A 13,784-nucleotide genomic window follows, 5' to 3' on the forward strand; every position below is an offset into this window, starting at 1 on the left:
CATCATGTTATCGGCTTTTTGATTAGCGGATATATTGCGCTGGATTGACTGCATTTGATTTTGCGCCATTCCATAATCCTTTATGAATTTCAAAGTGAAGATGCTGACCATGCGATTGGCCGGTATTTCCCATATATCCAAGGAATTGTCCTTGTTCGACTCTCTGTCCTGTTGACACACTTCTTGTAGACAGGTGGGCGTATACAGTTTGATATGTCTGTCCATTGATATTGTGCGTAATGAACACAACATTTCCGTAGCTCGATGAGTAGCTGGAGTTCGTGACTGTTCCAGATGCTGCTGCATAGACAGGAACTGTGCCTTTTGCTGCAATATCTAATCCGAAGTGGTTTCCGCCAGAACGTCCGCCAAAGCCAGATGAGAAACGCCCTGCCGCTGGTTTAATAAAGCCTGAGCTGCTTGCTGGTGTATCAGATACTTGATCTGAGCCGCCGCTGTGAGATGCAGGTGCATTTTTTTCAGCTGCTTGTTTTGCTTTCTTCGCTTCTTCCTTTTGTCGGTGTGCTTCCTCAGATTTCACAGCCGCTTTTTGATTCGCTAGGATTTCTTGTTCATTCTCAAGCTTGCCTAGTTCATCATGTGCATGATTTTTTTTATCTGTCACATCACCTAAAATGTGTTCTTTTTCTTTGTGCTTCTTAGATAAATCTTTTTTCAGTGCTTCTAGCTCTTTCAGAGATGTTTCAAGTCCGCTTAGCTGATTATTTAGCTCTGCTTCTTTTTGCTCCACCAGCTTTAAGTCATTTTCATGTTCTGTAATCATGTCTTTGTCTGCTTCGACAATCGTTGTGACAGCCCCAACACGACCGACAAAATCACTAAAGCTGCGAGCACCTAGCAGCACATCTAAATAGTTGATCGTACCGCCGCTTTTTTGCATTGAACGAATTCGGTCTTTGAAAATGGCTTTTCTTTTTTCAATTCGCTCATTGATGACTTGAATGTCTTTTTTTAGCTTCTTGATCTCTTGCTTCGTTTTTTTAACTTCTTTCTCTTTTTCAGCGACTTTTTCAGTTGCAGTACTTACCTTTTGGTCAATTTGTTCAATTTCTTTCTTGAGCTTTGATTCTTTCTTTTCAAGCTTTGCCAGCTCTGACTTCTTCTTCTTCAAGCTTGATTCAGTCTTCGATGTTTTCTCTTCGATTTGTTGACGTTTTTGATCTAGGTCTTCGTATGCGAATGCACGATTCTCGTTCCCTGGAATGTATAGCCACGTTGTTCCAATAAACGCTGCCATTCCAGCCATCATCAGCTTTCTTTTCAAAACGATATTCCCCTCCCATGACAACTGTCGACATGAAGAGCCGACCGGATGAATCGGGTCAACCGGTCACATCTTCTATAGAATCCTCGAATGCTGCCATCAAAATATATTTATACTTTTAAGAATTTACGGATAGACGTTAAGCTTCCCCATACACCAATGATTGCACCGATCACTAGCAGGACCAGTGATACTTGATAGACAAACGGATTGTATGGAAGCATTGAAATAAATGAGCCTTGTACTCTCGGTGCGACCCAGCCAACTGCATATTGATACGTGCCAAGCAATAGGGCAATTGGTATAATGGAACCAAATACACCAAGCAATAATCCTTCAATGAAGAATGGCCAGCGGATAAACCAGTTCGTTGCACCTACCAGCTTCATAATCTCAATTTCTTTACGTCTAGCAAAAATCGTAATTTTGATCGTATTGGAGATTAAGAACATAGCTGTAAATAACAGCCCAATAATGAGCACAATGCCGACATTACGCGCTACTCCAACTACATTGAAGAGTCGGCTGACCTCTTCTTTCCCATAGGTTACTTTATATGTACCCTTTAGGTTTTCTAATTTCTTCGCTACTTTTGGTGTATCGTGAGGATCTGTTGTTTTCACAATAAACGCATCGTTTAATGGATTTTCTTGATCAACAAGTCCCATGGATTGTCCATTTTCTCCAAAGCTTTTAATCAGTGCTTTCAGTTCGTCATCCTTAGATGAGTACTTCACATTACTGATTTCAGGAATCTTTTCAATTTCTGCTTTTAATTCATCCTGCTGCTTTTGATTCGCCGTTAATTCGATTAATACTTTTACTTCTACTTCTTTTTCAGCGTTCGATGCCATGTTATTCAAGTTGAGCATAATCACAAGGAAAACCCCAACTAAAATCAATGTGACAGTAACCGCACTAATTGATGCAAATGTCATCCACGTGTTTCTTCCAAGTGAACGGAAGCTCTCACGTAAATGCCGCGAGAGAGTTTTAATCATAAATTCCGTACTCCCCTCTTGCTTCGTCACGCACAATCATTCCATCTTCGATTGCGATGACGCGTTTCTTCATGGTGTTTACAATTTCTTTGTTGTGTGTCGCCATAACCACTGTTGTTCCGCGGTTATTAATCTCTTCGAGCGTCTTCATGATTTCCCAAGAAGTGTCTGGATCAAGGTTTCCTGTCGGCTCATCTGCAATGACGACCTCAGGGCTATTAACAATCGAGCGGGCGATAGACACACGCTGCTGTTCACCGCCGGACAGCTGGTCAGGAAATTGACGCGCTCTGTGCTTTAGCTGAACCAGATCGAGAACATCAAGCACTTTTTTCTTAATGATATGAGGCTGTTCACCAATCACTTCAAGAGCAAATGCTACGTTCTCAAACACAGTAAGAGTTGGGAGCAGCTTGAAATCTTGGAATACTACGCCAATTTCTCTTCTTACGTAAGGAATTTCTTTTTCCTTCATTGAGCCTAAATCTTTGTTATTAATTAAGATTTGCCCTTTGGTTGGCTTCTCTTCACGATACATCATTTTGATGAAAGTGGATTTACCAGCACCGCTGGGACCAACAACATACACAAACTCTCCTGGATGGATAGAGACATTGATTCCATTGATCGCCTTTACGCCATTAGGATAGATCTTGTAGACTTCCTTCATTTGAATCATGTAATCACCTAATCTTTTCTTATTCGCTGACTAACAGCTTATCATGATGTTTTGACACTTCTCGTCAAAAAACGTTATGTATGGTCACGCACATACCCTTCGATACTTACTAACAATTTATGTCCTTTTCATCCAAAAAGATGAAAAAATTGAATCGTCTAAATTTCAACAACTCCAATTATACGTCATGAATCGACGCAATGGTATTACATTTATATTTCAAAACTTATAAATAAAAGGTAAATAGAACAACCAAAACCGAAAAACATGCCTTTATACCCTTATTTTTTAAATAAAATTTAATATAATGCGTTTTCATACTATCCAAAAGTCTTTTTCTACATATAAAAAAACAAAAAAACCTTGTCGATTAGACAAAGGTTTTATTTTTTCTCTGCAAGCCATTTTGCTACTTCTTTTGCCTGCTTCTCATCTACCATACCGCTTGGCATAGAGCCTTTACCGTTTTGCGCAATATCTGCGATTTGGCTTTCATTATATTTCTTCCCTACTTCCTTCAGGCTTGGACCGCCTCCGCCAGATAGGTCTTTCCCATGACAGCCGATACAGTTTTGCTGATAGATCTCCTCACCACTGCTCACAGATGATGCACTTTTGCTGCCTTCTTTGTCGCTGCTGCTTGAATTTCCTCCACAAGCCGCGAGAACAAGAAGCATCGCTGCAAATAGCATCGTTAATCCGCTTTTTTTCATCTATTTCCCTCCCTTACAATCATTTGGTCAACGCTATTATATCCTTGTTTATGCCCTTTTAAAACCCTCACCAAGCACCTCTTTTGCATCCATCACGATGACAAATGCTGATGCATCGATTGCTTTCACCACTTGTTTCAACTTTGTGAATTGTGACTGCCCAATGACACACATCAAAATTGGGCGGTCATGATCGGTATATCCTCCGACTGCTGAGATCTTCGTCACACCGCGGTCAATTTGATCAAAAACCGCCTGTCTGACCTCATCTTCATGCCCTGTAATGATCATTGCCATTTTTGAATGACTGAAGCCAGCCTGTACCACATCAATCGTTTTACTAGAAATAAACACACCAATGACCGCGTACAGCCCCTCTTCAATTCCAAAGACCGTCATCGCAGCCAGAACAATCAAGCCATCCATCATCGCTAAACAGGTGCCTAGCGTGAGTCCTGTGTACTTATTGATGATTTTGGCAGCGAGTGCTGTTCCACCCGTTGATCCATTCCCAAGGAACACGAGCCCTATTCCGATCCCAATGACCACACCGCCAAATATAGCCGCCAGCAGTGCTTCATGTGTGACAGGTGCAATATGTCTTGTGACAAACACCATGAAAGGTAAAAAAATCGAGCCAACGAGTGTTTTCACTCCAAATGTACCGCCTAATAAATAAAAGCCAGCGATAAACAGGGGAATATTAAGCCCCCATTGCACATACGCCGCTTCAAAGCCGAATGACTGCATAATGGTACTAATGCCGCTCACACCGCCTGCTGCAATCTGATTCGGTAATAATAACGTATTAAAACCAATCGCCACGATGGCAGATCCGATTAAAATGAACAAATAATTTTTCACTTCGATCCAAAATTGTGAATGTCCCTGCTTCATGTCTGTCTTCCTCCGTTACTTCTGAATGCACACCTATTTTAATCCCTCTTAAAACGATTGTAAATAACAGCCAAATGCAGTGCTAATGGATTAATACTTTATCACACAGACGGATCAGCGTACTTGCCGGTTGGCATAAGATGAATTGATGGTATATTTAATATGTACATGAGAAAGAAGGGGCATGCGATGAAGAAAATACTGAAGATAACAGGTATGACATTACTTGCACTGATCATCTTAGCTTTTGGTGCTTTCTATACATGGAGCCGCTTTACATATGGACCATCAGAAGAATTAAAAAAACAAGTGAACATGGAGCAAGTGGAACATAAAAACAATGTTTATACATTTGAAACATCAAAAAGTGATACTGGCATCATTCTCTATCCTGGGGCAAAGGTGGAACCACTTGCATATGCCTATATCGGGGATACGCTGATGAAAAAAGGCTACTCTGTCTTTATCCCTGACATGCCATTTTCCTTTGCGATCTTCAATCCAAACAAAGCGCAGGACATCATCAAAGATCACCAATCGATCAAACACTGGTATATTGGCGGACATTCACTTGGCGGGGCAGCTGCCGCTATGTTTGCAGAAAAAAATCAGAGCAAGCTCGATGGACTTTTTTTCCTAGCATCTTATCCAGCATCAGATGACCTGAAACAATCGTCACTAAAAATCCTCTCTATTTCAGGTGAAAAGGATGGGCTGGCAACACAAGAAAAAATCAAAAAATCGAAAGCAAATCTGCCGTCTCAAACCGTTTTTCATGAAATAAAAGGCGGAAATCATGCGCAGTTTGGCATGTATGGCAAACAAAAAGGGGATCAGCCAGCGGACATTCCAGCCCTATCGCAGCAAAATGATCTCATCCAGACAATGCTTGACTGGATGAATCGATCAAAAAAGCTCCCATAATAGGAGCTTTTCATTTTTTATTTTTTTGTCACCTCTAAAAATTCTTCAGCATCTGCTACAGCCAAACGAATGGCTTCTTCCCAAAATGCTTTTTGGGTAAGGTCAACGCCTAGATGCTTTTTGGCTAAATCTTCTACTGTCATTGAAGCAGTATCCTTTAATAATGCAATGTATTTCTCTTCAAACGATGTACCAGCCTGCAATGCTTTTGCGTAAATTCCTAACGAGAACATGTATCCAAAGGTGTATGGAAAATTATAAAATGGAACATTCGTGATATGGAAATGCAGCTTAGAAGCCCAGAAATGCGGATGGTATTCATCTAATGAGTCACCGAACGCTTCCTTCTGCGCTTCGACCATCAATTCATTCAATCTGTCAGCCGGCACTTCTCCTTGTTTACGCTCTTCATAAAAGCGCTGTTCAAATAAGAAACGAGATTGAATGTTCATGAAGAAAGCTACACTGCGCTGCAGCTTATCCTCTAACAGGCTGAGCCGCTCCTCTTCATTTGCCGCTTCTTTTAATGAGGCATCAGCTACAATCATTTCTGCGAATGTCGACGCTGTTTCAGCTACATTCATTGCGTATTTGCGATTCAGAATGCGAACATCCTGCATCACTTCCTGATGGAACGAATGACCGAGCTCATGCGCTAGTGTCGCCACATTGGATGGACTTCCTGAGAAGGTCATAAAAATACGTGATTCTCCGCTGTCAGGGAAATTTGTACAAAAGCCGCCTACCCGTTTGTTTGGACGGTCCTCAGCTTCTACCCAGCGTTCATTAAAGGCTTTTTCTGTAAAAGCAGCGAGCTCTTCTCCAAATCCTGCGAAATGTTTCACAATAAAAGTAGCTGCTTCTTGATAAGGATAGATTTTGGTCTCACTGCCGATAGGAGCCCCAACATCGAACCAGCTCAGCTTATCCACTCCAAGCATGTCAGCTTTTCGGTGTAAATAATCAATGAATGGCTGCTTATGTTCATCAATCACAGACCACATTGCATCAAGGGTTTCTTGTTTCATCCGGCAAATTTCAAGCGGTTCTTTTAAAATGTGATCCCAGCCCCTTGCTTCATACACTTGCAAACGAAAACCAGCAAGGTGATTGAGCGTACTAGCAAATAAATGTTCATCCTGCTTCCATGCATGCTCTAGGTTGTGATAAACGGCCTTTCTGACTTCACGATCTGAATCATCCATAGCATTTTCTGCTTGGCCTACAGAGATCATCTGCGTTTCTCCATGCTGTTCAAACGGAATGGTAATTTTATTGACTAAGCTGGAATAAAGCTCATCCCACGCATGGTACCCATCTACAGCCAGCTTTTGAATCAGCGTTTCTTGTTCAACAGGTAATTGATCCTTCACACGGTCTCTTCGCTCATTTAATATGTAGCGGACATCTGAAAAGGCTGCTGAATTCATCAATTCTTCCCACTTGTTTGCAGGGATAGCAGCTAGCGCTTGATCAAACAGTGCAAGGATGGTTCCTAAATCAGCTTCTAGGTTGGCAATCGTACCTCGAAGACTGCCTGCCTTCATATCCTTCGTATTTTGAGCTTGTAGGCAGGATACAAATGAACTTGCTTGAGACAATTTTTTATATGTAGTTTCATACGCGTCAAGGACAGACGTTAATTGGCTTTCAATGTGTGTATCTTCTTTTGAAAAGGCATCCACCTTTTGTCGTAATTCATCTAGTAGCTGCTGAATGTTTTGCAGGTATGTCTTAAATTCTGGTGAAGAACTGCCTCCTTTAAAAAAGGCATCTAAATCCCACGTTTCTTGCAATGGTGTTAATCCCAAAATATTTCCCCCTTTATTTGCTAATTTCATCATACAAAGGATATAGAATCAGTATGTCGTATGTATACCTTTATATTCATTATATTTTCTCACAATTAAAAAAACCCGGCAAGAAGCCGAGTTTTTATGATAATTTCGAACGTAAGTACGCATCGATAAATGAATCTAAATCTCCATCCATCACCGCTTGAACATTTCCCATCTCCGTATTGGTTCGATGGTCTTTCACAAGAGAATAAGGGTGGAATACATAAGAGCGGATTTGGCTTCCCCAGCCAATTTCTTTCTGCTCTCCTCTGATTTCATCCAATTCTGCCTGCTGTTCTTCGATCCGTTTTTGATAAAGTTTCGATTTCAGCATTTTCATCGCACGTTCTCTGTTTTTAATTTGTGATCTTTCTGTTTGGCACGTCACGACGACATTCGTTGGAATGTGTGTGATACGAACAGCAGAGTCCGTCGTATTAACGTGCTGCCCACCTGCTCCGCTTGCACGATACGTATCTACCTTGATATCCTCTGTCCGTATATCAATATCAATTTCTTCATTGAATTCCGGCATGACATCACAGGAAACGAAGGATGTATGTCTGCGGCCAGAAGAATCAAAAGGAGAAATACGAACCAAACGATGGACACCTTTTTCAGCTTTTAAGTAACCGTACGCGTTATGCCCTTTGATGAGCAAAGTCACAGACTTAATCCCTGCCTCATCACCTGGAAGGTAATCAAGCGTTTCGACCTTAAAGCCTCTGCGCTCTGCCCAGCGAGTGTACATTCGCAGAAGCATAGAACCCCAGTCCTGTGATTCAGTACCGCCTGCACCTGGGTGAAGCTCCAGAATGGCATTGTTTTTATCATAAGGTTCGCTTAAAAGAAGCTGCAGCTCAAATTCGTTAAACTGCTTCGTTAAGTTCTTCAGCTCTTTTTCAAGCTCTGCATGAAGCTCCTCGTCATAATCTTCCTTTAATAAGTCATGCGTCATTTGCAGCTCTTCATGTGATTCACTGAGCTCATGGTAGGAATTCACAGAATCCTTCAGTGCATTGGCTTCATTGATAACGCCTTGAGCCTTTTGCTGATCATTCCAAAAATCAGCCTCTGACATCGTCGCTTCAAGCTCTGCGATTTTGGCCTCTTTTGTTTCTAAGTCAAAGAGACCCCCTAAAATCAGCTAGCCTGCTAGCCATATTTTCAAGCTCTTGTCTAATTTCTACTAATTCCATATCCTTCACCTCATAGATGTATGGGGGCTGACATGAATAGAAAGAGGTTTTCACCTCTTTCCATTACTTATTCTGTCTTCCCATGACAATTTTTATATTTCTTGCCGCTTCCACAGTGACATGGGGAGTTTCGTCCAATGTCTACGACTTTACGTACCGGCTTCTTCTTCACTGTCTTCTCCTCATCGCCCTCTTGCGGCTGATGAGCCGTTGTTTGACCTTGAACCACTTCTTCACGTTCTAGGTTGTTTTGGATTTCTGATTTCAAGACATACTTGGCCACGTCATCTTCAATTGAAGCAACCATATGCTCAAACATCGCAAATCCTTCCATTTGGTATTCACGAAGCGGATTCGTTTGTGCGTACGCACGTAAATGAATCCCTTGACGCAGCTGATCCATTGCATCGATATGGTCCATCCACTTCGAATCCACCGCACGAAGAACGATGACTTTTTCAAATTCACGCATTTGTTCTTCGCCAAATGTTTCTTCTTTTGCATCGTATTTTTCTTTAATACGATCCATGATGAAGGTTGTGATTTCATCTGCTTCTTTACCGAAGATATCTTTGACCGTAATGGCACCTTCGTCTAAATAGTTCGTGTTGATTAATTCAACAAGACCATCTAGTTTCCATTCTTCAGGCAGCTCTTCTTTTGGCGTATAAGATCCCACCGCACGCTCAATTGAAGATTGGATCATATTGATGACAATTGATTTTAAGTTGTCAGAATCGATGACTTCAAAACGCTGTTTGTAGATTACTTCACGCTGTTGACGAAGCACATCGTCATATTGCAGAAGCTGCTTACGGGAATCAAAGTTGTTCCCCTCTACACGTTTTTGAGATGATTCAACGGCTTTAGACACCATTTTACTTTGGATTGGTGTAGAGTCATCCATGCCAAAGCGGTCAAGCATCGCCATCGTCCGCTCTGCACCAAATCGGCGCATCAATTCATCTTCCATGGAGAGATAGAATTGGGTAATCCCTGGGTCTCCTTGACGTCCAGAACGTCCGCGAAGCTGGTTATCAATACGACGGGATTCATGACGCTCTGTCCCGATAACAGCCAGACCTCCAAGTTCTTTTACACCTTCGCCAAGCTTGATGTCTGTACCACGTCCTGCCATGTTTGTCGCAATGGTCACAGCACCTTTTTGACCAGCCTCTTCAATAATTTGTGCTTCACGCTCATGGTTTTTTGCGTTTAACACTTGATGAGGAATGCCTTTATTTTTAAGCAGCTTAGAAATAAGCTCAGATGTCTCAACTGCAACTGTTCCGACAAGAACTGGCTGCCCTGTCATATAGCGCTGCGCAACATCCTCAGCCACTGCTTTAAATTTACCATCCATTGTGCGGTAAATTAAATCAGGTCTGTCATCACGAACAACTGGCTGGTTGGTCGGGATTGAGACAACCTGCATGTTGTAAATGTTACGGAATTCTTCTTCTTCCGTTTTTGCTGTACCAGTCATACCAGATAATTTTTCATACATACGGAAGTAGTTCTGGAACGTAATTGTTGCTAGTGTCATGCTTTCGTTCTGCACTTCAAGACCTTCTTTTGCCTCGATGGCTTGATGCAGACCTTCACTATAACGGCGTCCTTTCATTAAACGTCCTGTGAAGGAGTCAACGATGACTACTTGGCCTTCTTCTACTACATAATCCACGTCTTTTTGCATCGCAACATGTGCCTTCAGCGCCTGAGCGATGTGATGGTTCAGCGCGACATGTTTGACATCAAACAGGTTCTCAATGCCGAATGCTTTTTCCGCCTTCGTCATTCCGCTTTCAGTCAGCTGCACACTTTTTGTTTTAATATCATACGTGAAATCATCTTCGATTTTTAATGTGCGGACAAATGCATTGGCTTGTACATAAAGCTTTGTTGATTTCGCAGCTTGTCCAGAAATAATAAGAGGTGTTCTCGCTTCATCAATTAAAATGGAGTCAACCTCATCGATCACGGCATAATGCAGCGGTCTCTGAACCATTTGCTCTTTGTAAAGCACCATGTTATCCCGTAAATAGTCAAAGCCGAGTTCATTGTTTGTTGAATACGTGATATCAGCGGCATACGCTTCTCTTTTTTCATCTTTGTCTAAGCTGTTTAAGTTTAAGCCGACTGTTAAACCAAGAAACTCAAAAATTTTGCCCATTTCCTGCGCATCACGGCTTGCCAAATATTCGTTGACTGTCACGATGTGGACGCCTTTTCCAGAAAGAGCATTTAAATAAACAGGCATTGTTGATGTCAATGTTTTACCTTCACCTGTTTTCATTTCAGCGATGTTACCTTCGTGAAGCGCGATCCCCCCCATGAGCTGCACCTTAAATGGGAACATTCCTGTTACGCGGCGGGATGCCTCGCGAACCGTTGCAAATGCTTCAACCAGCAGGTCATCCACCGATTGTCCTTTTTCAAGTTTTTCTTTAAATTCAATCGTTTTATTTCGTAAAGCCTCGTCAGATAATTTTTCAAAATCTTGAGCGAGAGCTTCGATTTCATTTGCCTTTTTTTCATATCGGCTGATCGTACGTTTCGTAGGATCAAACACTTTGTTTAAGATTCCAAGCATATAATAACGCTCCTCTATTTCATGCAATTTTTCGGCATGTCCAAAAGTTTGACAGGTCCATATTTACCTGCATTTATCATACCATACCTTCTTTCATTTCCAAAGAATTTGCCATAATTTCGCACAAAAAACCCGCCCCTTATGAAGGGAACGGGTTTACTTTATTTAGGTTGTTTTTGAATCAGCATCAACTGATATTTAAGCGTTTGGCTCAATGAGTCCATATTTACCGTCATTTCGGCGATAAACCACATTGGTCAAATTTGTCTCAGCATTTGTGAAAACGAAGAAACTATGACCTAACATGTTCATTTGGAGAATGGCCTCTTCACTATCCATCGGCTTTAAGTTGAAACGTTTTTGTCTGACGATTTCTGTTTCATCAATCTCTTCGTCATCTTGAACTGCTACTTCAGCCGTACCATTTCCTCCAGCAAATAAGTGCTTTTTGGCACCTTGCTCGCGGAATTTACGGTTTACTTTTGTTTTGTGCTTTCTAATTTGACGTTCTAATTTACTGGCTGCTAGGTCTACTGCATTGTACATATCCTCATTATGCACCTCAGCTCGAAGTGCTAGATCAGTCATTGGAATGGTAACCTCAACTTTAGATTCTTGATCGTTGTAAAACTTCAAGTTCACGTTGACTGAAGCATCTACATCTGTCTCAAAATAACGCTCCAGCTTTCCAATTTTTTTCTCGACATGATCTCTTAGTGCAGGTGTTACGTCGATGTTTTCTCCTCTGACATTGTAATTCATGTAAAGAACGCCTCCTTTAAAATTAAGGATATGTAAACCTATTTCTACTTTTCCCTCCTTTTCTCCTGCTCAAACGTAAAAAAAATGTGAATATTTATTGAAATTTGTCGAATTTTGCGGTGCTTCAACTGTTGCTTGATAGGTGATGAATATATATTCGGCTGATTCTTGAAAAAGACCAGCGTACATTAAATGGTAAAAGATGAAATCGATGTTTTCAGCGATTGAGATAAGGATTTTAGATCCTCCGCAGCCGCTTTCATCTCTTCATTGGCCGCTAATGATTCTTCAACAGCAGCAGACATGTACTCTGTTTCTTCTGAGTTTCGTTTCGCACCTTCTTCAATGAAACCAACCGTTTGAGAAATTTCCTCTGTACTAGCAGAAATTTGTTCTGCAGTGGCTGACAGCTCTTCTGCTTTCATTGAAATATCACGAATAGATTCCAATATTTCATGGAAGCTTTGTTCAGATAATTGTGATACTTTTACACCCTCTGCTACATCCCGCTCAACCTTCGTCATCGATTGTGATGACCTTTCTGTATCTTTGTTCACGTTCTCGAGTAATTGACTAATTTGATCTGTCAACTGACTAGATTCTTCTGCCAGTTTCCTCACTTCATCTGCTACAACTGCAAAGCCTCTTCCATGTTCTCCCGCTCTTGCTGCTTCTATAGCTGCGTTTAAAGCAAGCAAATTCGTCTGGTCAGCAATGGCATGGATATGACCTAACAGATCTTGAATGCCTGTAAACTGCGCTTGCACATGGGCCATTGTGGAATGGTGTTCATTCACAGACTCTTTAATAGAACTCATTTGTTGCACAAATTGTTGAATAAGGGCGGCACCCTCTTCAGCCTTTTCAGTCACTGAAATTGAGTGACCCGAAACATCGGACGTGTGTACAGCTGCATTTTGCATGCCAGTCGACACTTCCTGAATGGCGGATGCCACTTTTCCGACCGCATCTGATTGTTCACGTGAAGCTTCACTGACCTGTTCAATCGAGCTGGATGTCTGCTCACTAGCCGATATCGTTTGACTGATGGTTTCCTCAAATTGAGCAGCAGAATCAGCAAGCTGTCTTGATCCGCTTTGCACCTGAAAAATAAGCTGACGCAAATGAGCCGTCATTTGATTAAAGGCTGTGCCGAGTTGACCAATCTCATTTTTAGAGGTCACTTCAATCTCTTCAAGGGTAAGATCACCATCTGCCATCCTTTTTGCGGCATTTGTGACAGAAACAATTGGTTTTGTCATGCGATGAACAAATCTGATCCCAATCACCAAAAGGCCAACAATAATCGCTGCACTGACCAAAATGAGTGTAAGCAATAATTGATTACTATCTTGATTGAGCTGATTGATTTTTTGATCACGTTGTTTTAGCTGATTTTGAGCGAATTCTTTTGTAAAGGTATGTATTTCTTGTTCGATAGGTTGTAATTCTTGACTGAGGCGGGTGTTGAATTCTTTTTGATTTTGCATATTTAATGAATTAAATAATCGATTTGTTGAGGTGTAGTAGAGATAATTTTTTTCTGAGATTTGATCTAATAGATTTTTTGCTTGTTTGACCGTACTCATTTTAGAAGCTTCTGCTGTTTTCTTATTAATATCTTCATATGTTTGCTCAATTTTCTGCAAATTTTCAGCATCTTGCACGACGACATATGTTTTAATCTGTGCTTCCTGCTTTTGCAGAAGAGTTTCTAATTCAAGCGATGTCTGATAAAGCTTCACTTCCTTGCTTAATAGCGCTTTATAGGATTGATCTGTTTTGTAATAGAGAAAGCTTGAGAATCCTAACATACTGACAAACAATACACATATGACAATAAGCCCAAATAAAAATTGATTTTTTAGTCTCATAATTTCCTCCGAATGGTCT

The 13,784-nt window shown here is 41.2% G+C and carries 11 protein-coding genes; 1 reads left to right on the forward strand and 10 read right to left on the reverse strand.

The window, feature by feature from the left end; all coding sequences use genetic code 11:
• Positions 1-22: 22 nt before the first annotated feature.
• The 5 genes from MHH65_RS16490 to MHH65_RS16510 form a co-directional block, all read right to left on the reverse strand.
• On the reverse strand, positions 23-1,285 hold the full coding sequence (locus tag MHH65_RS16490) for a M23 family metallopeptidase (protein ID WP_034281077.1): 1,263 nt from the start codon (positions 1,283-1,285) through the stop codon (positions 23-25).
• Between the two features lie 110 nt (positions 1,286-1,395).
• A complete protein-coding gene (ftsX, locus tag MHH65_RS16495; protein ID WP_034281079.1) occupies positions 1,396-2,286 on the reverse strand; it encodes a permease-like cell division protein FtsX in 891 nt (296 codons plus the stop codon).
• Positions 2,279-2,965, reverse strand: coding sequence for a cell division ATP-binding protein FtsE (gene ftsE / locus MHH65_RS16500; protein WP_024423601.1), 687 nt, complete (start codon positions 2,963-2,965; stop codon positions 2,279-2,281). The genes ftsX and ftsE overlap by 8 nt, the downstream gene beginning before the upstream one ends.
• A 383-nt stretch (positions 2,966-3,348) precedes the next feature.
• On the reverse strand, positions 3,349-3,678 hold the full coding sequence (gene cccB / locus MHH65_RS16505; RefSeq protein WP_024423602.1) for a cytochrome c551: 330 nt from the start codon (positions 3,676-3,678) through the stop codon (positions 3,349-3,351).
• 48 nt (positions 3,679-3,726) lie between these two features.
• A complete protein-coding gene (locus tag MHH65_RS16510; RefSeq protein ID WP_061110138.1) occupies positions 3,727-4,575 on the reverse strand; it encodes a YitT family protein in 849 nt (282 codons plus the stop codon).
• A gap of 189 nt (positions 4,576-4,764) precedes the next feature.
• On the opposite strand from MHH65_RS16510, the gene MHH65_RS16515 reads away from it, so the two are divergent.
• Entirely contained in the window at positions 4,765-5,499 is a 735-nt protein-coding gene (locus MHH65_RS16515; RefSeq protein WP_034281081.1) for an alpha/beta fold hydrolase, read from the forward strand.
• Positions 5,500-5,516: 17 nt separating this feature from the next.
• On the opposite strand, the gene MHH65_RS16520 is transcribed toward MHH65_RS16515, so the two are convergent.
• From MHH65_RS16520 to MHH65_RS16540, 5 genes are all read right to left on the reverse strand, one after another.
• Positions 5,517-7,310 carry a M3 family oligoendopeptidase gene (locus MHH65_RS16520; RefSeq protein ID WP_061110140.1) on the reverse strand — a complete coding sequence of 598 codons (1,794 nt, stop codon included), beginning with the start codon at positions 7,308-7,310 and terminating at the stop codon, positions 5,517-5,519.
• A 124-nt stretch (positions 7,311-7,434) separates the two neighbouring features.
• Positions 7,435-8,536 (reverse strand): peptide chain release factor 2 gene (prfB, locus tag MHH65_RS16525; RefSeq protein ID WP_098677688.1). Its coding sequence is split into 2 segments (ribosomal slippage): positions 7,435-8,463 and positions 8,465-8,536, totalling 1,101 coding nucleotides; the frame shifts between segments, so codons are not numbered across the junction.
• Positions 8,537-8,603: 67 nt separating this feature from the next.
• Complete coding sequence (gene secA / locus MHH65_RS16530; RefSeq protein WP_034281086.1) at positions 8,604-11,129, reverse strand: preprotein translocase subunit SecA; 2,526 nt, start codon at positions 11,127-11,129, stop codon at positions 8,604-8,606.
• Between the two features lie 198 nt (positions 11,130-11,327).
• On the reverse strand, positions 11,328-11,891 hold the full coding sequence (gene raiA, locus MHH65_RS16535) for a ribosome-associated translation inhibitor RaiA (RefSeq protein WP_024423608.1): 564 nt from the start codon (positions 11,889-11,891) through the stop codon (positions 11,328-11,330).
• 188 nt (positions 11,892-12,079) lie between these two features.
• A complete protein-coding gene (locus tag MHH65_RS16540; protein ID WP_061110141.1) occupies positions 12,080-13,765 on the reverse strand; it encodes a methyl-accepting chemotaxis protein in 1,686 nt (561 codons plus the stop codon).
• Positions 13,766-13,784: the final 19 nt, after the last annotated feature.

Origin of the sequence: Bacillus sp. FSL L8-0654, assembly GCF_038629965.1 — a bacterium.
Taxonomy (GTDB): domain Bacteria; phylum Bacillota; class Bacilli; order Bacillales; family Bacillaceae; genus Bacillus; species Bacillus safensis.

Coding starts and splice junctions, on each gene's coding strand:
- MHH65_RS16515 (WP_034281081.1), top strand. CDS start 4,765: ATGAAGAAAATACTGAAGATAACAGGTATGACATTACTTGCACTGATC.
- cccB (WP_024423602.1), bottom strand. CDS start 3,678: ATGAAAAAAAGCGGATTAACGATGCTATTTGCAGCGATGCTTCTTGTT.
- secA (WP_034281086.1), bottom strand. CDS start 11,129: ATGCTTGGAATCTTAAACAAAGTGTTTGATCCTACGAAACGTACGATC.
- ftsX (WP_034281079.1), bottom strand. CDS start 2,286: ATGATTAAAACTCTCTCGCGGCATTTACGTGAGAGCTTCCGTTCACTT.
- raiA (WP_024423608.1), bottom strand. CDS start 11,891: ATGAATTACAATGTCAGAGGAGAAAACATCGACGTAACACCTGCACTA.
- MHH65_RS16540 (WP_061110141.1), bottom strand. CDS start 13,765: ATGAGACTAAAAAATCAATTTTTATTTGGGCTTATTGTCATATGTGTA.
- ftsE (WP_024423601.1), bottom strand. CDS start 2,965: ATGATTCAAATGAAGGAAGTCTACAAGATCTATCCTAATGGCGTAAAG.
- MHH65_RS16510 (WP_061110138.1), bottom strand. CDS start 4,575: ATGAAGCAGGGACATTCACAATTTTGGATCGAAGTGAAAAATTATTTG.